The following is a 21062-nucleotide window of genomic DNA, read 5'->3' as shown; positions in this document are numbered from 1 at the left end:
CCTGTGGACGCCGTCGGTGGCGGCCACGACTACATGACCGACGCCTCGCCGATCACCGAGGAGGAGACCCGTCCGGGCTGCCGCAAGCGGGATCCCATCGTCATCGCACGGAACGTCACGCGGAGCTTCGGCGGGATCAACGCGGTCGACGTCGAGCACCTCGAGATCCCCCGCCACAAGATCACCGCACTCATCGGTCCGAACGGCGCCGGCAAGACCACGCTGTTCAACCTGTTGACCGGCTTCGACGTCCCCAACAGTGGGGACTGGGAGTTCGACGGCAAGCCGCTGGCCAAGGTCGCCTCGCACAAGGTGGCCCGCATGGGCATGGTGCGCACCTTCCAGCTCACCAAGGTCATGGGCAAGCTCACCGTCATGGAGAACATGCGGCTCGGCGCCACGGACCAGCCGGGCGAGAGCCTGGCCCGGGCGCTCTTCAAGGGCATCTGGGGTGGACGTGAGCGCGAGATCACCGAGCAGGCGGAGGTCCTGCTGACCAAGTTCAAGCTCGACACCAAGCGCGACGACTACGCGGCCTCGCTCTCCGGCGGCCAGCGCAAGCTCCTCGAGATGGCACGGGCCCTGATGGTCCGGCCGCGGCTCGTGATGCTCGACGAGCCGATGGCCGGCGTCAACCCGGCACTGACGCAGTCGCTGCTGGACCACATCAAGAACCTGAAGGCCGAGGGCATGACCGTCCTCTTCGTCGAGCACGACATGCACATGGTCCGGCACATCGCGGACTGGGTCGTCGTGATGGCCGAGGGCAAGGTCGTGGCGGAAGGGCCGCCGGACATCGTCATGAAGGACCAGGCGGTGATCGACGCGTACCTGGGCGCCCACCACGACGTCGACCTCGGTGACTCCACCGGGATCGAGCGCCTGGAGGAGGAGCTGGCCCACGACGCCGAGTCGGTGGTCGGCACCGAGGACGAGGGAATCCTCGGGCACGGCGTCACCGAGGTCGGCGGCGCGCACGCCGCCGGACCCACGCACACGGATGAGGAGACGAAGCGATGACCGAGGCAGAATTCGAGGGCGACTCCGTCGTCAAGGTCACGGACCTCGTCGCCGGCTACCTCCCGGGCGTGAACATCCTCAACGGCTGCAGCATCGAGGCCCGCCGGGGTGAGCTGATCGGCATCATCGGCCCGAACGGCGCGGGGAAGTCCACGCTGCTCAAGGCGATGTTCGGGCTCGTCAAGGTCCACTCCGGCACCGTCGTGGTGCGCGGCCAGGATCTCACCGGGCTGAAGGCGAACCGGCTCGTGAGCCGCGGCGTGGGCTTCGTGCCGCAGAACAACAACGTCTTCGCCACCCTGACCATCGAGGAGAACCTCCAGATGGGCATGTACCAGCGGCCCAAGGACTTCAAGGAGCGCTTCGAGTTCGTCGCCGGGCTGTTCCCCGAGCTGGGCAAGCGGCGAGCCCAGCGCGCCGGGTCGCTCTCCGGCGGCGAACGCCAGATGGTCGCGATGGGGAGGGCCCTGATGATGGACCCGGCGGTGCTGCTCCTCGACGAACCGTCGGCCGGCCTGTCCCCGGTCAAGCAGGACGAGACCTTCCTCCGCGTGCACGAGATCAACCGCGCGGGCGTGTCGGTGATCATGGTCGAGCAGAATGCCCGGCGGTGCCTGCAGATCTGCGACCGCGCGTACGTCCTGGATCAGGGCAAGGACGCCTACACGGGCACGGGCCGCGAGCTCATGAAGGACCCGAAGGTCATCCAGCTCTACCTCGGCACACTCGCCGACACCGCCTAGGGCGGAGCCGAGGGGTACGGCGACGCCCTGACGGCAGGGAGTCGCCGACCCGCGGGACGTCCGGCGGGGCGGGCGTCACGGAACCCCGGACGCCCGGTGCTTGCGGACGATGCGGCGGATGGCAAGGATGGGCGGGACCGGAGACGGTCCCGCCCATCGTCGTTCCCGGCCCGCTACGTTGAAGGAGACGACAGGCGACACTTCGGGAGGGACGCCCGGCACATGGCACGGATCTTCAGCAGCGCGATCGGCACCGGCTTCGAGGTCCTCTTCAGGGGCATCAAGCAGGTGCGCAGGAACCGCCCCATCCATACGAGGGGGCTCCGGCTCGAGGGGCACGTGGTGGTGCATGCGCACGGGCTCCGCAGCGGTATCTCCTGGATCGACGCGCCCGGCCGGAGCCCGGCGACGGCCCGGATCTCCCGCTCCGCGGGAACGCCCGACAGGTTACCGGACGTGATCGGGCTCGCCCTGCGGTTGCATCACCCCGAGTCGGGTCCAGCACCGTCCACGTTCTCGGACGTCCTCCTGTCCTCCACGGGGTGGTCCGTCCCGGGCCGTTACCTGCTCCTCCCGCGGCTCAGCGTCTCACGGGCGCCGCTGGGCACGATGATGCCCTATCGGGGCGACGACGGCCCCGTCCTGCTCGGCGCCCGTACCGTCGGCCCCGCGGGCCTTCCCTCGTCCCTACCCGCCTTCCGCCGCTCGCTGGGATCATCGTCCTGGCACCTGGGCCTCTACTTCGCGACACCGCGTGGCCCATGGCAGCACTTCGGAACACTCACGCTGACCCTCGGTCCCGCTGCCGAGGACACGGACCTGCGCTTCGACGCCGTCCTCCACCCGCTCGCGGGTGCCCGGACCTATGAATGGGCCCGGCGGGTGCGGGAGCCCTCCTACGCCCTGTCCAGGCGTGCGCCGGGCGACGCCTGACTGCCCGAGGACATGACAGAGGCCCCGGCCGCTTCACGGAAGCGGCCGGGGCCTCTGTACTGCTGTCGACGACCGGGGCAGTGCCCCGGCGCGAACCCTAGAGCTGTCCGACCTCGGAACGGCTCGGCTGGGGGACGTTGTCGGCATCGTACTTGTAGATACCGATGGCAGCCTCGGTGGGATCACCCTTCGCGTCGAAGGAGACCGGTCCGGAGATGCCGTCGTAGTCGATGTCCTCGCCGCCGCGCAGCAGTGTGACACAACCGGCGAAGTCGAAGCACTTCGTCCCGTCCTTCGACACGCTCTCGAGCTGCTTGGCGATCTCGGCACCCTCGACACTGCCGGCGGCTTCCGCTGCGAGCGAGATCAGGTTGACGGCGTCGTAGCTCTCCCCGGCGTAGGCCAGGCTGGTCAGGGCCGGGTCGACCGTGGCCAGGGCCTCCTGGAAGCCGGTACCGGTGAACGGGCCGGGGATGGTGCCCTGGGCCCCTTCGAGGGTTCCGGGATCGAGGTCCTTGCTGTAGTCGGTGGTGTTGCCGTCGACCATGAAGATCGAGCTCGCCTCGACGCCCTTGGCGACCAGCAGCGGGATGATGCTCTTGGCCTCGTCGAAGCTGATCAGGACGATCGCGTCGGGCTTGGCCGCCGCGATGGCGTCCACCTGGCTCGAGAACTGCGAATCACCGGTGTTGAACATCTCGTTCGCGACGACCTCGCCGCCGGCGGACTCGACGGTCTCCTGGATGTTGGTCTGCAGACCGGTGCCGTAGGAGTCGTTGAGGGTGATCATGCCGACGGTCTGGGCACCACAGGTCATGATGTAGTTGCCGAGCGTGCGGCCCTGGAGGACGTCGGAGGGAGCCGTACGGAAGTACAGTCCCTGATCGTCCCAGTCGGTGAACTCGGGCGAGGTGTTGGCGGGCGAGAACTGGATGACTCCCGCGCCGGTGATCTGGTTGATGACGGTCTTCGAGACGCCGGAGGACGCGGCACCGATGATGGCGCTGACGTCCTGGGACAGCAGGTCCGTGACGGACTGCGTGGCGATGTCCGTCGTGGTGTCACCGGAATCGCGGTGGGTGATCGAGATGTCCTGGCCGAGGACGCCGCCTGCCTCGTTGACTTCGTTGACAGCGAGGTTGACGCCGGCGATCTCCGGCGGGCCGAGGAACGCGAGCGTTCCGGTGGTGGGCAGGATGGAGCCGAGCTTGAGCGGGGTGGGGCTGGTGGTGGTGCTGGCCGGTACGGCTGCAGGGTCACCCTTCTCGCCCTGCTCCTCGCCGGTGCCGCCTTCGCTCTCGGGGCATGCCAGGGCCGATGTGGCAGCCGCAGCGGTGGTCTCGGTGTCGCCACCCTCACCCTCGGAACCCGTGGTCCCGCCGCCACCGCAGCCTGAGGCGAAGAGCGCGATACCCAGGCTCAGGGCAGCGACCTTCGCCGCGCGCGGGGCATTCTCCCCGATGCCGAACCGCGCGGAGTTGCGTGTTGCAGTCATGAATTGTTCTCCTCGACCGAAAGGCTCTTGCTGCCTTTGATGCGATCGCCAGGTGTTCCTGGCTTGTAGGAAAAGCTAATCCACATTTGTGTCTGAGGTAAGCGAATCGGGTTACATCCTTGTAACGCTCGTCACAGGCGATGATCGGCACTCTTGACAGTCGGCACCGCCGGAGTGCAAGGCCTCGCCATGGAGGGGCGCCCGCCTACCGGTCCGGGAGGAGCCTCCGGTGCCCCAGCAGGGACTCGAACCCTGACTGAACAGATTTTAAGTCTGCTGCCTCTGCCATTGGGCTACTGGGGCCGGCCGCCGGATCAGCCTACCCCGTGAGGGCGTCCGCCCGGGCGGCGCCGATCAGGCGTGCACGGCAATCGGCGGACACGGCGACGGCGGCCCCTCGGGAGGAGCCGCCGTCGTTTCATGCAGGGGTACTCGGGCCGTGCGTCAGGCGGAGGCCTTCGCCGAAGCAGCCTTGCCGGCGGGCGTCGGAGGCTGGCTCTGCAGGGCGGTGTCCTTCTTCGGCGGCGGGGTGGCCGCTTCGCGGAACTGGCGCCTCGGCTCCTGCAGGTCCGAGATCGGGGCGAGGTCGCGACCGAAGAGGAAGCTCATGCTCCAGTTGATGATGACGCGCGCCTTCCGCTCGTACATCGGCATGGCGAAGCCGTGGTACCCACGGTGCGCCAGCCAGGCCGGGAAGCCCTTCAAGCCGAAGCCCATGATGTTCGCGACACCCTTGAACTGGCCGAAGCCCGCGACCGCGCCGAGGTTGGTGTGGCGGTATTCCTTGACCTCGCCGATACCGTAGTTGGCGGCGAGGATGTTGGCGGCGAGCAGCTTCGCCTGGCGCACGGCGTGCTGGGCGTTGGGGACGCAGAAGCCCCCCACTCCCCCACCCGTGAGATCGGGCACCGCCGCGACGTCACCGGCGGTCCATGCATGGTCGATGGGTCCGTCGTCGCCGGTGATGCGCAGCTCGGGAGTGGCGCGGACGCGACCGCGCTCATCGACGGGGAAGTCGGTGGAGCGCACCACCGGGTTGGCCTGGACACCTGCGGTCCAGATCAGGGTGTCGGTCTCGAACTGGTCGGCCGGGGTCTTGTCCGGCATGTTGATGAGCTTCAGGGTGCCGTCGACCGCGCTGGAGAGCGAGGTGTTGAGGAGGACCTCGATCTGGCGGGAGCGGAGGTGGCCGACGACCCACTCCGCCTGCTCGGCGGTGACCTCGGGCATGATGCGTCCCATGGCCTCGACGAGGACGAAGCGGAGGTCCGACCGGTCGAGCCGGGCGTTGGCCTTCACTGCGTCGCGTGCGGCGTCCTCCATCTCGGTGATGGTCTCGATACCGGCGAACCCACCGCCGACGACGACGAACGTGAGCGCACGGTCCCGCTCGGGGCCCTCGGGGAGGACGGAGGCGGTCTCGATGCGCTCGAACATGCGGTTGCGCAGGGCGACGGCTTCCTCGATGGTCTTGAGCCCGATGCCCTGGTCCTTGAGACCGTCGATGGGGAAGGTGCGGGTGATGGAGCCGGCGGCGACGACGACGTCCGTGTAGGCCAGCTCGAAGGGCTCACCGTCGCCCGTCGGGGCGATGGTGGCCGTGCGGCCCGCGTGGTTGATCGAGGTGACCTTGCCGGAGATCAACTCCGTCTTCTTCAGGTGCTTGCGGTGCGAGACGATCGCATGGCGTGGCTCGATGCTGCCGGCCGCGACCTCGGGGAGGAAGGGCTGGTACGTCATGTAGGGAAGGGGGTCGACCAGCGTGACGATGCCGCCGTGGTTCTTGACCTGCTTCTGGAGCCTGTGCGCGACGTAGAGGCCTACGTAACCGCCGCCGACGACGAGGATGCGCGGGCGGTCGGAGAAATGTGGATTCGATGCCATTCCTCGATGCTACCGGACTTTGTGAAAATCTTCACTAGCTCGCGGGTGCCTCCGGAACTCCCCGGTCGGCCCGCTCGTTAGCCGCCGATCCGCCCGGCTCGGCGTCATCGGCGACCTCCTCCGGGAGGGCGGCCTGGCGCCGTCGGACGCGGGTCACGTGGAGGGCCCCGGCGAGCACGACGGCGAGCGCCAGCCCGCCGTAACCCAGGACGACCAAGGCCGGTACATCGTGCATCGGACGCAGCGGGTCCTGCGCCTGCGGAGGCGCCGGGGCGGGGATGACCTCGGCCGGCTCCTCGCTCGGTGGGGCAGGTGGCGCAGTGGGCGTCAGATTGTGGCGCCGGTACAGCTCGATCCAGTCGGCCATGGTGCCGAGGCGGCTCTCCTGGGGCACCGTGATGTCCTCGCCGACCGCCGCCGCGACGTCCAGGACGCCGTAGCCGTACAGCGTGTCGAAGCCGGGCTCGCCGGCGTCCCGCGCCGTGTCGACGATCCGGTTGACCACCTCCGCAGCCGACAGCTCGGGGTACCGCGAGCGGATGAGGGCGGCGACCCCGGACACCAGCGGGGCGGCCCCCGATGTCCCGGACCAGTCGGCGTACAGCCCGCCCGGCAGCCCTCCCACGAGGTTCTCTGACGGGGCCGCGACGGCGATGCTGATGCCCTCGGACGACGCCTCGGCGCTCGCGCGGCCCGCCCGGTCGAGTCCCGCCACCGCGAGCACACCAGGGATCGTCGCCGGCGCTCCGACCTGCGTCAGTCCTCCGGCGCGGTTCCCGGCGGCGGCGATGATGACGACGTCGTTCTGCTCGGCGTACAGGAACGCCTCGTCCCAGCTCTCGGGCCACGCGGTGCTGGTACTGCCCAGGGACATGTTGATGACATCGGCCCCGTTGTCGACCGCCCAGTGGACAGCCTTCGGCACCTGCTCGTCCACCGGGATCCCCGCCGGGTTGGGGCCGCTGCCGGGGCCCTCGATCCACAGGGAGATCGCCAGCAGGTCTGCTGCGGGCGCGACGCCGACGATACCGTCCGGACCTTCGCCGTACTGGGCGAAGGGCCCGGGCGCCGGGGTCTCCGGAGCACGGGCCGCGGGATCCTCCGCACCCCCGCCGGCGTCGTCCCGGTCATCGTCCGCTCCGGCGGTGGCCGTCGGAGCGCCGGAGCCCTCGGGTCGCGGGACGTCGGGATCGGTGGCAGCGGTGTGCCCGCGGCCGGCGAGGAGCGTGCTGACCAGGGTCCCGTGGCCCTGCACCTCGCCGAGGCCGCGCTGCCCGCCGGGGTCACCGGCACCCGAGGCGTCCGTCCCGCCCACCACCGCACCCACGAGGTCGGGGTGGGTACCGTCGACACCACTGTCGATCACGGCGACGGTGACGCCCTCCCCTCGCGTGCTCTTCCAGGCTTGTGCGATGCCGTAGTCCTCGAGCCAGTACTCCTTGGCCCGGATGTCGTCGGCGGAGGCCTGCACGGCTCCGGGCAGGAGCAGGGCGAACGACAGGACGACGGAGCCTGCCGCCCGGGCTGCCCGGGTGTCCATCAGGTCACACGCCCCGCGCGGCAACGCTCAGGGCGATCCCGTCGAGGATGTCGTGCTCGCTGGTGACGGCCGTCGACACGCGGCCGGAGGTGGCCTCTGCCACCCGCTGCACGATGGACATCCAGATGAGGGCGCCGGCACCGATGACGTCCACCCGTCCGGGGTGCATGTAGGGAAGCGCCGCCCGGTCCCCGCACGCCAGGTGCAGGAGGTCCGCTGCGGCAGTGGAGATGGCGTCGACCGTCAGCTCCGCCCCGTGGATCGAGTCCGGCTCGTACGCGGGCAGGTCGAGGGCATGCGCCGTGACCGTCGTGACGCTCCCGGCCACACCGACGAGCTTCGTGATCCGCTCGAAGGGCACCTGTGCCGCTGCCTCGTCCATGAGGAGGCCCACCGCGGTGCTCATCGACGCGATCTGCGCCTCGGTCGGCGGGTCGTCCTGGAGGAAGCGCTCGGTGAAGCGGACGCAGCCCATGTCGGTGCTGCGCGCCGCGATCAGGCCGCCGGCGGTCCCGGCCACGAACTCCGTGCTGCCGCCGCCGAGGTCGATCACCAGGACCGTCTCGTCGTCCGCCGTCGCGAGGACGCTGACCGCTCCGTCGAAGGAGAGCCGCGCCTCCTCGTCGCCCGTGATGACCTCGGGTTCCACGCCGAGCCGCTCCCGGATGCCGTCGACGAAGACCAGGCGGTTCTCCGCGTCACGGGAGGCCGAGGTGGCGACGAACCGCACCGGTGGCGCACCGTGCTGCTCGATCAGCGCCGCATACTCCTCGGCAGCGGTGAAGGTGCGCTCGAGTGCGGCCTCCGAGAGACGCCCCGTCGCATCCACCCCCTCACCGAGCCGGACCACCCGCATGAGCCTGACGACATCGGTGAGCACGCCGTCCTCGATGTCCGCGATCAGGAGCCGGATGGAGTTGGTCCCGCAGTCGATGGCAGCTGTGCGCATTACGTCTCCTCAGAGGGTGCGATGGTCCCGGGTACGTCGGACGTGTCGGGGGTGTGGGTGGTGTCGGGCGCATCTGCTCCCCCGCGCCGTCGGGCGTCCCGCTTCGCGGCGAGTTCCTCGGCGGTCAGCCCCTGGGTCCGGGTGTGCCTGCTGAGGTCGGCGTCGGGAGCCTGGCCGGTGGTGTCCCAGGCACCGTCGCAGGAGCATCGCTCCCGTGTCCACCACGGGGCGATCCGCTCGATCGCCTCGTCCCCGAGGGGGTTCACTCCCGGCCCCGCGGCGAGCGCGTGGCCCACCAGCACGTGGAGGCATTTCACGCGCGTCGGCATGCCGCCGGCCGATACCCCGTCGATCTCGGGAACCGCGCCGGTCCCGGCACGCGCCCCGACGTCGTTCCGGGCCTCGAGATACGCCGCATGCGCTTTCCGGTGGCCCGCTGCGAGACCGGCATCGGCGGTGAGGCGCTCACTCATCTCGGTCATGACACCCTCGGCCTCGAGACGGGACACCGCCGCTGTCACGACGGGGTGGGTGAGGTAGTAGGTGGTCGGGAAGGGGATGCCGTTCGAGAGGCGGGGTGCCGTCGTGGCGACGAGCGGGTTGCCGCAGACGCACCGCGCGCCGATCTCCACGACGTCACGCGCCGGGCGTCCGAGCTGTCGGCTGAGGACGTCGAGGTCATGCTCACTCGGGGGCCTGGGATCGTCGCGGGGTCCACCCTGATCGGGCTGCCGGGACTGTCCGGCCCGCCCGTCGGGCTGACCGTCCTGGTCGTGCTGGTCGTCGTGGTCCTGCTGGGTCACGCTGTTCCTTCCTGGGGAGCGCTCCGCGAGCGCCGATTCTCGGCCGTGCCACTTCCCGGCCGTGCCACTTCCCGGCCGTGCCGGGTCTCCGCCGTGCCGGTCAGGCACGACCGGTTCGGCCGCTCGTCCCGACGCCCGATCCACCCGGATTCAATCCGTCGCGGCGCGCTCCACCGAGCTCCACAGGGAATCGACCCAGGGGAGATCGGCCGGCTCGGCGGCCGATCCTTCGCCCGTCCCCTTCTCGATGCCCTCGCTGCCCTTGACGAGGTAGCGGGTCTCGCCGGGCATCACGAGGAAGATCCGTTCGCGCGCCTGCTGCTTCACGAAGGCGGGGTCGTCCCACCGGGCCAGTTCCGACTGGTAGTCCGCCTGCTGCTGCTCCTGCCGGGCGATGTCCGCGCGGAGGGCGTCGAGCTCGGACTGCTGCTGGACGTAACGGCTCACCGAGGGTGCCAGCAGCACGATCACGGCGATCAGGACGACGGCGAGGGCCAGCAGCCGGCCGGAGAACGACTTCGCCGGGATGGGCGTCGCCTCTTCGGCAGGCTGGATCGGCGACTCCGCGCGGCGCGATCCGAGGCGGCCGCGGCGGATGCTCGCGGCCAGCTGGGACCTCTCGGCCGCACGCACGTCCGAGGGAGTCGTCGTCGCGGGCTTCCGGGTGGAGCCTGCCCCCGCAGGGGCCGTGCCCTTCCGGGCCGGAACAGTCTTCGCAGCGTCCCGTGGATCCTTCGTCGCGGAGGGGCCCACCGTCCGCGGCACCCCGGGCGCCCGCTGCGACGATCCCCCGGACCGGGGCTCCGACCCGCGGGAGGTGGACGGATGCGTCCCCTGCCGGGAGCCGGCTCCGGGCGTGGCCACGCCGGACCGGTGATCTCCGTGCGGTGGGGTCTGGCCCTTGGCCGCTCCGGGAACCGGCCGATCGTCCGCCACTGGCGTCGGTCGGCCGGCTCGCGGCACGTTAGGGCGGCGGGCAGTCATGGAGCTCCTCGTCAGTGCAGTCGCGTCGGTTCGCGTCGGATTCCTCGCGGAACCCGTCTAACGAGGGTAACCGCCCAGCCGCTCACCCGAGGATCACCTAGGCGGTGAAACGCGGGAAGGCGGAGCGACCGGCGTAGCGTGCGGCGTCGTCGAGCTCCTCCTCGATGCGCAGCAGCTGGTTGTACTTCGCGACGCGCTCGCTCCGCGCGGGCGCTCCGGTCTTGATCTGTCCGGCGTTCGTCGCGACGCAGATGTCCGCGATCGTCGTGTCCTCGGTCTCGCCGGAGCGGTGGGAGGTGATCGTCGTGTAGCCGGCGCGCTGGGCCATCGAGATGGCGTCCAGGGTCTCGGTGAGGGTACCGATCTGGTTGACCTTCACCAGCAGCGAGTTGGCCGTCTGGTTCTGGATGCCCTTGGCCAGGCGGACGGGGTTGGTGACGAAGAGGTCATCACCCACGAGCTGCACCTTGTCGCCGATCGCGTCGGTCAGGTGCTTCCAGCCCTCCCAGTCGTCCTCGTCGAGGGGATCCTCGATGGAGACCAGGGGGTAGTCGCGGACGAGCTCCACGTAGTAGGCGCTCATCTCCTCGGTGCTGAGCGCCTTGCCCTCGAACTGGTACGCGCCGTCCTCGTAGAACTCGGAGGCGGCGACGTCGAGGGCGAATGCGATATCGGTCCCGGGCGTGTAGCCGGCCCGCTCGACGGCGGTGGTGATGAGGTCCAGGGCATCGCGGTTGGACGGGAGGTTCGGCGCGAAGCCACCCTCGTCACCGAGACCCGTCGCGAGGCCCTTCTCCTTCAGCACGGACTTGAGCTCGTGGTACACCTCGACGCCCCAGCGGAGGCCCTCGGAGTAGGTCTGGGCGCCCAGGGGAACGATCATGAACTCCTGGATGTCGACGTCGGAGTCCGCGTGCGAACCACCGTTGAGGATGTTCATGAGGGGCACGGGCAGCACGTGCGCGTTGGGGCCGCCGAGGTAGCGGTAGAGCGGCAGGGCGGAGGACTCGGCAGCAGCGCGGGCGATGGCGAGCGACACGCCGAGCATCGCGTTGGCGCCCAGGTTCGACTTGTTCTCCGTACCGTCCAGGTCGATCATCGCCTGGTCGATGGCGCGCTGGTCCGCGGCGTCGAAGCCGAGGAGGGCCGGCTGGATCTGCTCGATGACGGCTTCGACGGCCTGCAGGACGCCCTTGCCGAGGTAGCGGTCCTTCTCGCCGTCGCGACGCTCGTTGGCCTCGAAGGCTCCGGTGGACGCACCGGAGGGGACCGCCGCGCGGCCGAAGGTGTCGTCGTCGAGCAGGACCTCGACCTCGACCGTGGGGTTGCCGCGGGAGTCGAGGATCTCCCTCGCGTGGATGGCATCGATAATGGCCATGGAATTGCTCCTCTTCGTTGGAGTATCGGGATTCACATCGTGTTGGGACGTCTTTGTCGGAGCAACGGAGGTGTTGCTCCCAGCCTAGTTCACGCGGCTTCCGGACGTCGGGTGGGAACCCGACGTGTGACGCGGCGCCGCATCGCCCCGTCCACGCTGCACCGCGCGTGCGGGGAACCGGTCAGGCGGCGATCAAGATGCCTCAGCGACACGGCCGGTCTCACCCTCGCTCCGAGCCCGCCTGGTACTCCAGCACGGCCCGGCGCAACGCGCGCTCTGGATCGAGGCCGAGGTGGACCGCCCGGCGTGTCAGCTCCAGGAGGGCCTGGCCCAGGGTGGCTTCGTCGCCGGGCGGAACCTCTCCCTGCTGCGTACCGACCGATCGGCTCTCCGGACCACCCTCCGGTCGACCGCCCGGTGCACCCTCCGACGGCCCGGCGGATTCGCCCGCCCGGGCCAGCGTCTTGGCGGCGAACGCCAAGGCGGGCAGGTGGTGCGGGATACCGTCGAACGGCGATGTGCGCGAGGGCTTCTCGCGGCGCTTGACGGCGTGCCAGGTCTCGACGATCTCCTCGGCCGAAACCGGCGCGCCCGCTGCACCTCCTGGACCCGCCGCAGTTCCCGGCAGCTCCAGGAGGGCACCGTCCGCGGTGAACACATGGGGGTTGCGGCGCACCAGCTTCGCCGTCAGGCCCGCCACGACGTCCGCCAGATCGAAGTGGTCCTGCTCGGCCGCCAACCGGGCGTGCAGCACCACCTGGAACAGCACGTCACCGAGTTCGCCGCGCAGTTCGTCGACGAGCCCGGGTGACGGCACGGACGCTCGCGCGACGTCGTCGACCGCCTCGTAGAGTTCGTAGGTCTCCTCGACGAGGTAGGCGAGCAGCGCTTCGTGGGTCAGGGCCGCCGTCCAGCGGCAGTGCCTGCGCAGGAGGTCCACCACCTCGACAAGCCGCTCGACCGCCACGCCCGGTCCGGTCGCGGCGGCCGGCGTCGACGGGGCCTCGTGCTGCACGGCGCTGCTAGGCGGATGCCTGGCGGGCAGCGGCGTCGAAGGCCTCGGCGATGTGCTCGGCGAGGGCATCGCGGTCCTCGAGCGGGAGGAACGAGGCGTCCACGGCGTTGAGGGTGAGATCGAGGAGGTCCGCGAGGTCGTAGCCGAAGGTGTCGACCAGCAGTTCGAACTCGCCGGTCAGCGTGACACCGCTCATGAGCCGGTTGTCCGTGTTCACCGTGACCTTGAAGCCGAGTTGGTAGAGCAGGTCGAAGGGATGGCTGTCGATCGTGGTCCCGAAGGCCTCGATGGCCCCGGTCTGCAGGTTCGACGACGGGCACAGCTCCAGGGGGATGCCCCGGTCACGGACCCACGACGCGACGCGCCCGAGGTTCGCGATCCCGATCTCCTCGCTGTCACCGGCCTGCTCGTCCTCCGACTCCTCGATCTCGATGTCCTCGGCGATGCGCACGCCGTGCCCCAGGCGCAGCGCACGGCCCGCGACGAGGGCGTCCTTGATGCTGTCCAGGCCGGCGGCCTCGCCGGCGTGGATGGTCACCGGGAACTGCTCGGAGGCGAGATAGGTGAACGCCTCGGCGAAGCGCGAGGGCAGGAAGCCGTTCTCGGCTCCGGCGATGTCGAAGCCGACAGCACCGCGGTCGCGGTGGCGGACGGCGAGTTCCGCGATCTCCTGGCCACGGTCCGCGTGACGCATGGCGGTGATGAGCTGTCCCACCTGGATGACCCGGCCGGCGGCGATCGCCGCGGCGGCCCCGGCCTCGAGGCCCTCCTGCACGGCCTCGACGGCCTCGTCCAGGGACAGTCCCTTCTGCGTGTGCTGCTCGGGAGCCCAGCGCACCTCGCCGTAGACGACGCCGTCGAGCGCGAGGTCCTCGACGAACTCGCGGGCCACCCGGATGAGTCCCTCGCGCGTCTGCATGACGGCTATGGTGTGGTCGAAGGTCTCGAGGTACCGGACCAGCGAGCCGGAGTCCGCCGACTCGCGGAACCACGCACCGAGCGATTCGGCATCCGCGGCGGGCAGTTCGTGGCCGATCTCGGCGGCGAGCTCGAGGATGGTGGCCGGACGGAGGCCGCCGTCCAGGTGGTCGTGGAGGGAGATCTTCGGCAGGGTCTGGATGTCGACGGCAGCGGTGGGGACGGCGTCGTTCTGGGTCTGGGTCACGGCGACCAGCCTACGCGATCCCTTTCAGGGCGGGCTCGTCTCGCGCGCTGGTTCGGGCTCGTCCTGGTGCGCCTCGACAGCTTCCTGCAGGGGCGTCGATCCCCGCACGAGCGCGATGACCCGGTCCACGACGAACCCGATGACCACGGCGATCCCGATCGCCACCGCCACACCGAGCAGGTGGTTGTGCTGGAACCACGTACCGGCGACGGCACCGATGCCCACGGAGTAGCCCGCCCAGACGATGCCGGACAGCGCGGTCAGGGCGACGAAGCGCCGTTGCGAGTAGCCGGTTGCTCCCGCGGTCAGGTTGACGGCCACCCGGCCGATCGGGATGAACCTGGCCACCAGGATGAGTGAGGCGGCACGTTTCGACAGCTCCCGGCCCGCCCAGGCGAAGGAGCGCTGCGGGCGGGGCCGCCGCATCCACCGGAACCGGGTGGTCCCGATCCCCCGGCCGATCATGTACGCGATGTTGTCACCGAGGAACGCCCCGAGGGCCGCGGCGAGGATCAGCAGCCACGGATCGGGGACGCCCTGCGTGATGACGAGGGAGGCGAGGCCGACGACGACGGACTCGCTCGGGAACGGCGGGAAGAACCCGTCGACGAGGCAGCAGACGAGGACCAGCAAATAGACCCAGGGCTGCTCGGCCGCAGCGAGGACGAACCCGCTGATGCCGTCCAGTGCACTGATGATCTCGTCCATCCAGTGGCTCCTGCCGCTCGTCCGCCCCACCGGCGCCGTCCCGGCGGAGGATGCCGCGGGATGGTCGGGACGGGACATGGCGCCGGGCGGCGCGGCTCGGGGCGAGCCGCGATACGCTGCCGTGCGCCTGCCGTCGACGCTACCCGGGGGCCCACCTCCGGGTCGTCGCCCTTCCGGCCGACATCGGCGACGGCGAGCCTCACCCCTGGGGATGAGGCCGGCCGTCGGACCCCCTAGGGATCATCCCCGACGCGCCCCGGAGCGGGGACCAGCAGTGCTGCGTTGAGACGGGACGGGAACCGGGCGGGAACCGGGCGGGAACCGGGCGGGAACCGGGCGGGAACCGGGCGGGGACCCTCAGGCGATCCGGTCGATGATGAGCTGCTGGGCGGTCCGTGATCCCTCGGGGGCGATGAGGACGGCGTCGGCGAGAGCCTCGCGGGCGCGATCGAACTTGTCGGGAGTGTCGGTGAGCAGCGTCATGAGGGGTTCGCCCGCACGGACGGTGGCACCGGGCTTCGCGTGCAGACGCACACCCGCGCCGGCCTGCACCTGGTCCTCCTTGCGGGCACGCCCGGCTCCGAGGCGCCAGGCCGCGACGCCCACGGCGAGGGCATCGAGACCCACGAGGACTCCGTCGGTCGGCGCCAGGACCACCTCGGACTCCTTCGCGACCGGGAGCGTGGCACGAGGGTCGCCGCCCTGCGCCTCGATCATCCGGTTCCAGACGTCCATGGCGCGGCCGTCCTTCAGCGCAGCGGCCGGATCGGCGTCGTGCACACCCGCGCAGGCGAGCATCTCCTCCGCGAGGCGGACCGTGAGCTCGACGACGTCGGACGGACCAGCGCCCGCGAGCACCTCGACGGACTCCTCGACCTCGATGGCGTTGCCGGCCGTCAGGCCCAGCGGCGTGCTCATGTCGGTCAGGAGCGCGACGGTGTTGACGCCGGCGTCCTTCCCGAGCGCCACCATCGTCTCGGCCAGTTCACGTGCCTGGTCCACGTTCTTCATGAACGCCCCGCTGCCCACCTTCACGTCGAGGACGAGCGACCCCGTGCCCTCGGCGATCTTCTTGCTCATGATCGAGGAGGCGATGAGGGGGATGGCCTCGACGGTGCCCGTGACGTCGCGCAGGGCGTACAGCTTCTTGTCCGCCGGAGCGAGGCCGGTCCCGGCGGCGCAGATGACCGCTCCCACCTCCGCGAGCTGGCGCATCATGTCCTCGTTGCTGAGGTGCGCCTGCCAGCCGGGGATCGATTCGAGCTTGTCCAGCGTGCCACCCGTGTGACCGAGGCCGCGACCGGAGAGCTGCGGTACCGCGACACCGAAGACCGCGACGAGCGGTGCCAGCGGAAGAGTGATCTTGTCCCCGACCCCGCCGGTCGAGTGCTTGTCGCTCGTCGGCCGACCCAGGGAGGAGAAGTCCATCCGTTCCCCCGAGGCGATCATCGCGGCGGTCCAGCGAGAGATCTCGGCGCGGTCCATCCCGTTGAGCAGGATGGCCATGTTCAGGGCGGACATCTGCTCGTCGGCGATGGCGCCGCGCGTGTAGGCGTCGATGGTCCAGTCGATCTGCTCGGGCGTCAGGGTGCCGCGGTCGCGCTTGATGCGGATGATGTCGACGGCGTCGAAGGCTTCAGTCATGGTGGTGTCCTCTGGTCGAGCGGTGGTCGGGCGTGGGTCACATGGTGCCGGCGGCCGATGGGGCGGCCGTGACGTGCGAGGGGCGCGGCCGGAAGGGCCGCGCCCCTCGCGGCGCTGGTCGGGCGGGGCCCGGGTCAGGCGAGATGCTGCGGCCCGAAGGCGTCGGGCAGGACCTCGTCCATGGTGCGGATGCCGCTGACGGTCATGAGCACCATGTCGGGCGCCCGGAACTCGTACAGCAACTGCCGGCAGCGGCCGCACGGCATGAGGGTGTTCCCCTCGCCGTCCACGCAGCTGAAGGCGCGGATGCGTCCGCCCCCGCTCATCGCGAGCGCGCTGACGAGGGCGCACTCGGCGCACAGGGTCAGCCCGTAGGACGCGTTCTCGACGTTGCAGCCGGAGATGATCCGGCCGTCGTCGAGCAGAGCCGCCGCCCCTACCGGGTACGTGGAATAGGGGACGTACGCTTTCGCCATCGCGGTTCGCGCGGCGGCGGCGAGGTCCTCCCAGGGGATGTCGTTCTCGGTCATGCGGAGCCTCCTAGCCCTTGATGTACGGAATGCCGCTCGCGCCCGGTGCGCGGGACCGGCCGACGAGCCCGGCGACGGCGAACACCGTCACCACGTACGGCAGCATGCGCAGGAACTGGTCCGGCACTGGGGTGCCGAGCAGGCTGAGGACATTGGAGAGGTTGGTGGCGAAGCCGAAGAGCAGCGCCGCGAAGAACGCACCGATCGGGTTCCAGCGGCCGAAGATCAGGGCTGCCAGCGCGATGTAGCCCTGCCCCGCCGTCATGTCCCGCCCGAAGCCGGAGACGGCCACGAGCGTGAAGAAGGATCCGCCGATACCCGCCACGACGCCCGCCAGCAGCACGTTCATGAACCGCATGCGGTTGACGTTGACGCCCAGCGTGTCGGCGGCCTTGGGGTGCTCGCCCACTGCGCGGGTCCGAAGGCCCCACCGCGAGTGGTACAGCGCCACGTACACGACGGCGACGGCGATGTACATGAGGTAGCCGACGATCGTCTGCTGGAAGAGGATCGGCCCGATCACGGGGATGTCGGCGAGCAACGGGATGTCGATGACGGGCAGGCGCGGCGGGGAGTTCCAGCGCTCCGAGTCCTCGCTGAGGACGGCGGAGAACAGGAAACCCGTGAGCCCGGAGACGAGCACGTTCAGGACGACGCCGACGATCACCTGATTGACGACGTACCAGATGCTGAAGACCGCGAGGACGAGCGAGACGAGGACTCCGGCGACCGCTGCCGCGAGGAGGCCCACGAACGCGCTGCCGGAGAGCGACGCGGCGACGGCGGCTGCGAACGCCCCGAAGAGGAGCTGGCCCTCGATCGCGATGTTCACGACGCCCGAGCGCTCACAGAGCACACCCGAGAGCGAGCCGAAGATGAGCGGCACCGCGAGGGTCACCGAGCCGGCGAGGAGCCCGTACAGGGCGACATTCGGTGTCCGGGCGCTGCCGACCACCCACGTGAGGAAGGCGATCAGGAACAGGACGGCGAAGACCGCCAGGACCCAGACCGGGATCTTCCGCCCGGACCGGGTCCGGAGGATCGCGAGGACGGCGAGGACGATCATGGCCAGGGCCGCGACCCACCCGATGACGGGCGCCGAGACGACGATCGACGGGAGGACGATCGGATCGTTCTCCTCGGACAACCGGAACGTGACGTCGTTGCCCGGCGCTCCGACGGCGAAGACGAAGAGCGCGAAGAGTGCCACGACGGACAGGATGATCGGGTTCTTCCAGCTCCGGACGGTCGCGTCGCTCGCGCTGCGCGCCGGTGCGCTGGTGGTTGCTGTGCTCATGCTGCTGCTCCGGTCGAGGCTGGCGTCGGGGTCGTGGAGGTGGAGGAGCCGCCCTTGCCGGCACGCGTGGCGCCCGGGGCGGGGAGGCGGAAGAGCGCCCGGACGAGGGGCGGCGCCGCGATGAAGAGGACGATCAGCGACTGCACGACGAGGACGATGTCGATGCTCGTCCCCGTGGAGGCCTGCATGGCCACGCCACCGGCGCGGAAGGCCCCGAACAGGATGCCTGCCGCGAAGGTGCCCCAGGGGGAGGACCGCCCGAGCAGGGCCACCGTGATCGCGTCGAACCCGAAGCTCGCCGCGACGCCCGACGTCAGGACCTTCTCGGTGCCGGAGACCTGGGCGACACCCGCGAGGCCCGCGAGTGCACCGGCGATCGCCATGGCGAGGATGTAGCCCTTGCTGACATTCACGCCCGCGGTCCGCGCGGCGCTCGGGTTCGCACCGACGGCGCGGAGCTCGAAGCCCACGGTGGACCTGTTCAGCAGCCACCAGACGAAGACCGTGGCGAGCACGGCGACGACGAAGCCCCAGTGCAGGCGGAAGGAGGCCCCGAGCAACGGCGGGTACACCGCCGTCGCGTCCAGCTGCGGACTGATGGGGTTGGTGGAACCGGGCCGCTGGAAGGCCGGCGTGCTCAGGAAGTACAGCACCAGGTTCGTCGCGATGTAGTTGAACATGATGGTGAGGATCACCTCGTGGGCGCCCGTGCGTGCCTTGAGGAGTCCGACGAGGCCGCCCCAGAGGGCACCGCCGACCATTCCCGCGAGGATCACCAGGAGCAGGTGGATCCCGACCGGCAGGTGCAGCGTGAAGCCGACCCAGCCGGCGAATGTCGCCCCGATGAGGATCTGGCCCTGCGCACCGATGTTGAAGAGGCCCGCGCGGAAGGCGAGCGCCACGCCGAGGCCCGCGCAGATCAGCGGCGTCGCCACGGTCAGGGTCTGGGTCAGCGGGTAGATCATCCGGGTGAAGGTGTCGCCCTCGAAGTTGAAGACCGAGCCCTGGAAGAGCGCGATGTAGGCACTCGAGGCCGCCGTCCAGGCGGCAGCGATGGTGTCCTGCGGACGGCTGAAGAAATACGACGACGCACTCGCCACCTCCTGGTCGGTCACCGCGATGAGCAGGCCGCCGAGGATGAGGGACAGCACCACGGAGAGGAAGGCGACGAGCGCGTTGCCGGTCATGATGCGCTGCATGAGGGGTGCCTCGGCGCCCGGACCGACCCCGAGGCCCGCCGTGGTGGCCGGCACGGCCGGGGGCGGCACCTCGCCGCCCGCTGTCTCGGCCGCCGTCTCGAGCCGGATCTCGTCCTGCCGGGCGGCGTCCTTCGCGTCGCGTCGGGTGGGGTGTGCTCCCCCGCCGGTGGCCGGGTCCACCGGCCGGTCGTCCTGCCGGTTCACAGGTCTCCTCCTTGTACGTCGTGTGCCTGCGCGAGCGCTTCGTCGGCGGGCATGCCGGCCATCATCAGGCCGAGGACATCACGCGAGACCGTGCCCGGCACGATCCCCATGAGGCGACCGCGGTACAGGACCGCGATCCGGTCGGCGAGCTCGAGGACCTCGTCGAGCTCAGTGGACACGATGATGACGGGGGTGCCGCCGTCGCGCTCGGCGACGATGCGGCGGTGCAGGAACTCGATGGATCCGACGTCGACGCCGCGGGTGGGCTGCGAGGCGATGAACAGCTTGAGGGGACGCGAGAACTCGCGCGCCATGACCACCTTCTGCTGGTTGCCGCCGGACAGGGTCCCGGCCGCGGACTGGGCGGACTGCGTCCGGACGTCGTACTCGGCGATCTTCGCCTGGGCATTCTGCTCCATCGCCGACTGCGACATCGAGAGTCCCCGGGCGAAGGGGGCGTCGTCGTACCGGTTGAGGATGAGGTTCTCCGCCACCGAGAAGGTGCCCACGAGGCCCTCGACGCTCCGGTCCTCGGGGACGAACCCGACACCGGCACGGATGACCTCCTTCACGCTGCGGCCCAGCAACTGGTTGCCGTTCAGCGTGATGGACCCGGTCACGTGGTCCTGGAGACCCATGATCGCCTCGGTCAGTTCCGTCTGGCCGTTCCCCTGCACGCCCGCGATCGCCAGGATCTCCCCCTCGGCGACCTCGAAGCTGAGCCCGTCGACGACGTGCTGCCCGTTGGGGGCCTGCACCGTGAGGTCCTGCACCCGGAAGGTCACCTCACCGGGGGTGGCCGGCTTCTTGTCGAGGGTGAGGCTCACGGACCGGCCGACCATGAGGGAGGCCAGCTCCGTGGTCGGGGCGCTCGGGTCCGCGGTGCCGACCACCTTGCCGCGCCGCACGACGGTGATGACGTCGGAGACGGCCTTGACCTCGCGGAGCTTGTGGGAGATGAAGACGATGGACTTGCCGTCGGCCTTCAGCTGCGCCATGATCCCGAGCAGTTCGTCGGTCTCCTTCGGCGTCAGCACTGCGGTCGGCTCGTCGAGGATCAGGACCTCGGCGTCCCGCACGAGAGCCTTGATGATCTCGACGCGCTGCTGCACCCCGACGGGCAGGTCCTCGACCACGGCATCGGGATCGACGTCGAACCCGTACTGGTCGGAGATCCGGCGGATACGCGTCCGCGTCTCCTGGAGGTCGAGCATGCCGCCGGCTTTCGTGGCCTCGTTGCCGAGGGCGACGTTCTCCGCGACGGTGAAGACCGGGACGAGCATGAAGTGCTGGTGCACCATCCCGATACCCGCGGCCATCGCATCCCCGGGACCCTTGAAGGTCACCGGCTTGTCATTGACGAGGATCTCACCCTCGGTGGGGTCGTACAGTCCGTACAGCACGTTCATGAGCGTGGACTTGCCGGCCCCGTTCTCGCCGAGCAGGCTGTGGACCTGTCCCGGTTCGACGACGAGATCGATGTGATCGTTGGCGACGAGCGATCCGAAGCGCTTCGTGATGCCGATCAGTTCGAGTTTCACAACTCAACCAGCCTGTTCTGTTCTGTTGTC

At 70.0% G+C, this 21062-nt stretch carries 18 protein-coding genes and 1 tRNA gene; 3 read left to right on the top strand and 16 right to left on the bottom strand.

Features of this window, described 5'->3' with window-relative positions; genetic code table 11:
• Positions 1-33: 33 nt before the first annotated feature.
• From ASF21_RS09705 to ASF21_RS09695, 3 genes are all read left to right on the top strand, one after another.
• Positions 34-1020 (top strand): ABC transporter ATP-binding protein, encoded by a 987-nt coding sequence (locus ASF21_RS09705; RefSeq protein WP_082471468.1) that lies wholly within the window; start codon positions 34-36, stop codon positions 1018-1020.
• Positions 1017-1763 carry an ABC transporter ATP-binding protein gene (locus ASF21_RS09700; protein ID WP_055770124.1) on the top strand — a complete coding sequence of 249 codons (747 nt, stop codon included), beginning with the start codon at positions 1017-1019 and terminating at the stop codon, positions 1761-1763. Before ASF21_RS09705 ends, ASF21_RS09700 begins: the two co-directional genes overlap by 4 nt.
• Positions 1764-1985: 222 nt before the next feature.
• On the top strand, positions 1986-2696 hold the full coding sequence (locus ASF21_RS09695; RefSeq protein ID WP_082471413.1) for a hypothetical protein: 711 nt from the start codon (positions 1986-1988) through the stop codon (positions 2694-2696).
• A 97-nt stretch (positions 2697-2793) separates the two neighbouring features.
• Here ASF21_RS09695 and ASF21_RS09690 read toward each other — a convergent pair whose 3' ends face one another.
• From ASF21_RS09690 to ASF21_RS09610, 16 genes are all read right to left on the bottom strand, one after another.
• Positions 2794-4191 carry an ABC transporter substrate-binding protein gene (locus ASF21_RS09690; protein WP_055770121.1) on the bottom strand — a complete coding sequence of 466 codons (1398 nt, stop codon included), beginning with the start codon at positions 4189-4191 and terminating at the stop codon, positions 2794-2796.
• 230 nt (positions 4192-4421) lie between these two features.
• A tRNA-Leu gene (locus ASF21_RS09685) sits at positions 4422-4494 on the bottom strand.
• Positions 4495-4635: 141 nt separating this feature from the next.
• Complete coding sequence (locus tag ASF21_RS09680) at positions 4636-6075, bottom strand: NAD(P)/FAD-dependent oxidoreductase (RefSeq protein ID WP_055770119.1); 1440 nt, start codon at positions 6073-6075, stop codon at positions 4636-4638.
• A 34-nt stretch (positions 6076-6109) separates the two neighbouring features.
• Positions 6110-7615, bottom strand: a complete 1506-nt coding sequence (locus ASF21_RS09675) for a S8 family serine peptidase (protein WP_055770117.1) — start codon at positions 7613-7615, stop codon at positions 6110-6112.
• 4 nt (positions 7616-7619) lie between these two features.
• Positions 7620-8564 carry a Ppx/GppA phosphatase family protein gene (locus ASF21_RS09670; RefSeq protein ID WP_055770113.1) on the bottom strand — a complete coding sequence of 315 codons (945 nt, stop codon included), beginning with the start codon at positions 8562-8564 and terminating at the stop codon, positions 7620-7622.
• Positions 8564-9367 carry a DUF501 domain-containing protein gene (locus tag ASF21_RS09665; RefSeq protein ID WP_082471412.1) on the bottom strand — a complete coding sequence of 268 codons (804 nt, stop codon included), beginning with the start codon at positions 9365-9367 and terminating at the stop codon, positions 8564-8566. Before ASF21_RS09665 ends, ASF21_RS09670 begins: the two co-directional genes overlap by 1 nt.
• A gap of 150 nt (positions 9368-9517) precedes the next feature.
• Complete coding sequence (locus ASF21_RS17325) at positions 9518-10000, bottom strand: FtsB family cell division protein (protein ID WP_235498738.1); 483 nt, start codon at positions 9998-10000, stop codon at positions 9518-9520.
• A gap of 448 nt (positions 10001-10448) precedes the next feature.
• Positions 10449-11729: a phosphopyruvate hydratase gene (eno, locus tag ASF21_RS09650; protein ID WP_055770108.1), complete on the bottom strand. Its 1281-nt coding sequence runs from the start codon at positions 11727-11729 to the stop codon at positions 10449-10451.
• 220 nt (positions 11730-11949) lie between these two features.
• Complete coding sequence (locus tag ASF21_RS09645; RefSeq protein ID WP_235498737.1) at positions 11950-12744, bottom strand: MazG nucleotide pyrophosphohydrolase domain-containing protein; 795 nt, start codon at positions 12742-12744, stop codon at positions 11950-11952.
• A 7-nt stretch (positions 12745-12751) separates the two neighbouring features.
• Positions 12752-13909 (bottom strand): adenosine deaminase, encoded by a 1158-nt coding sequence (locus ASF21_RS09640; RefSeq protein ID WP_055770105.1) that lies wholly within the window; start codon positions 13907-13909, stop codon positions 12752-12754.
• 24 nt (positions 13910-13933) lie between these two features.
• Positions 13934-14617 carry a DedA family protein gene (locus ASF21_RS09635; protein ID WP_055770102.1) on the bottom strand — a complete coding sequence of 228 codons (684 nt, stop codon included), beginning with the start codon at positions 14615-14617 and terminating at the stop codon, positions 13934-13936.
• Positions 14618-14974: 357 nt separating this feature from the next.
• Positions 14975-16261 (bottom strand): thymidine phosphorylase, encoded by a 1287-nt coding sequence (locus tag ASF21_RS09630; protein WP_055770100.1) that lies wholly within the window; start codon positions 16259-16261, stop codon positions 14975-14977.
• Between the two features lie 134 nt (positions 16262-16395).
• Complete coding sequence (locus ASF21_RS09625) at positions 16396-16791, bottom strand: cytidine deaminase (RefSeq protein WP_055770097.1); 396 nt, start codon at positions 16789-16791, stop codon at positions 16396-16398.
• A 10-nt stretch (positions 16792-16801) separates the two neighbouring features.
• Positions 16802-18088 carry an ABC transporter permease gene (locus tag ASF21_RS09620; RefSeq protein WP_055770093.1) on the bottom strand — a complete coding sequence of 429 codons (1287 nt, stop codon included), beginning with the start codon at positions 18086-18088 and terminating at the stop codon, positions 16802-16804.
• Positions 18085-19491: an ABC transporter permease gene (locus ASF21_RS09615; RefSeq protein WP_414826621.1), complete on the bottom strand. Its 1407-nt coding sequence runs from the start codon at positions 19489-19491 to the stop codon at positions 18085-18087. The genes ASF21_RS09620 and ASF21_RS09615 overlap by 4 nt, the downstream gene beginning before the upstream one ends.
• The gene (locus ASF21_RS09610) at positions 19488-21032 is read right to left on the bottom strand and encodes an ABC transporter ATP-binding protein (protein WP_055770091.1); all 1545 of its coding nucleotides are present in this window, start codon (positions 21030-21032) and stop codon (positions 19488-19490) included. The genes ASF21_RS09615 and ASF21_RS09610 overlap by 4 nt, the downstream gene beginning before the upstream one ends.
• Positions 21033-21062: the final 30 nt, after the last annotated feature.

The sequence above is a fragment of the Arthrobacter sp. Leaf234 genome (assembly GCF_001422665.1).
Classification (GTDB): Bacteria; Actinomycetota; Actinomycetes; order Actinomycetales; family Micrococcaceae; genus Arthrobacter_D.
This window is presented reverse-complemented; position numbering and strand designations above follow the sequence as displayed.

Excerpts from the sequence above, each read along its gene's own strand:
- ASF21_RS09705 (WP_082471468.1), top strand. The coding sequence starts at position 34 with ATGACCGACGCCTCGCCGATCACCGAGGAGGAGACCCGTCCGGGCTGC.
- ASF21_RS09700 (WP_055770124.1), top strand. The coding sequence starts at position 1,017 with ATGACCGAGGCAGAATTCGAGGGCGACTCCGTCGTCAAGGTCACGGAC.
- ASF21_RS09695 (WP_082471413.1), top strand. The coding sequence starts at position 1,986 with ATGGCACGGATCTTCAGCAGCGCGATCGGCACCGGCTTCGAGGTCCTC.
- ASF21_RS09690 (WP_055770121.1), bottom strand. The coding sequence starts at position 4,191 with ATGACTGCAACACGCAACTCCGCGCGGTTCGGCATCGGGGAGAATGCC.
- ASF21_RS09680 (WP_055770119.1), bottom strand. The coding sequence starts at position 6,075 with ATGGCATCGAATCCACATTTCTCCGACCGCCCGCGCATCCTCGTCGTC.
- ASF21_RS09675 (WP_055770117.1), bottom strand. The coding sequence starts at position 7,615 with ATGGACACCCGGGCAGCCCGGGCGGCAGGCTCCGTCGTCCTGTCGTTC.
- ASF21_RS09670 (WP_055770113.1), bottom strand. The coding sequence starts at position 8,564 with ATGCGCACAGCTGCCATCGACTGCGGGACCAACTCCATCCGGCTCCTG.
- eno (WP_055770108.1), bottom strand. The coding sequence starts at position 11,729 with ATGGCCATTATCGATGCCATCCACGCGAGGGAGATCCTCGACTCCCGC.
- ASF21_RS09635 (WP_055770102.1), bottom strand. The coding sequence starts at position 14,617 with ATGGACGAGATCATCAGTGCACTGGACGGCATCAGCGGGTTCGTCCTC.
- ASF21_RS09630 (WP_055770100.1), bottom strand. The coding sequence starts at position 16,261 with ATGACTGAAGCCTTCGACGCCGTCGACATCATCCGCATCAAGCGCGAC.
- ASF21_RS09625 (WP_055770097.1), bottom strand. The coding sequence starts at position 16,791 with ATGACCGAGAACGACATCCCCTGGGAGGACCTCGCCGCCGCCGCGCGA.
- ASF21_RS09620 (WP_055770093.1), bottom strand. The coding sequence starts at position 18,088 with ATGAGCACAGCAACCACCAGCGCACCGGCGCGCAGCGCGAGCGACGCG.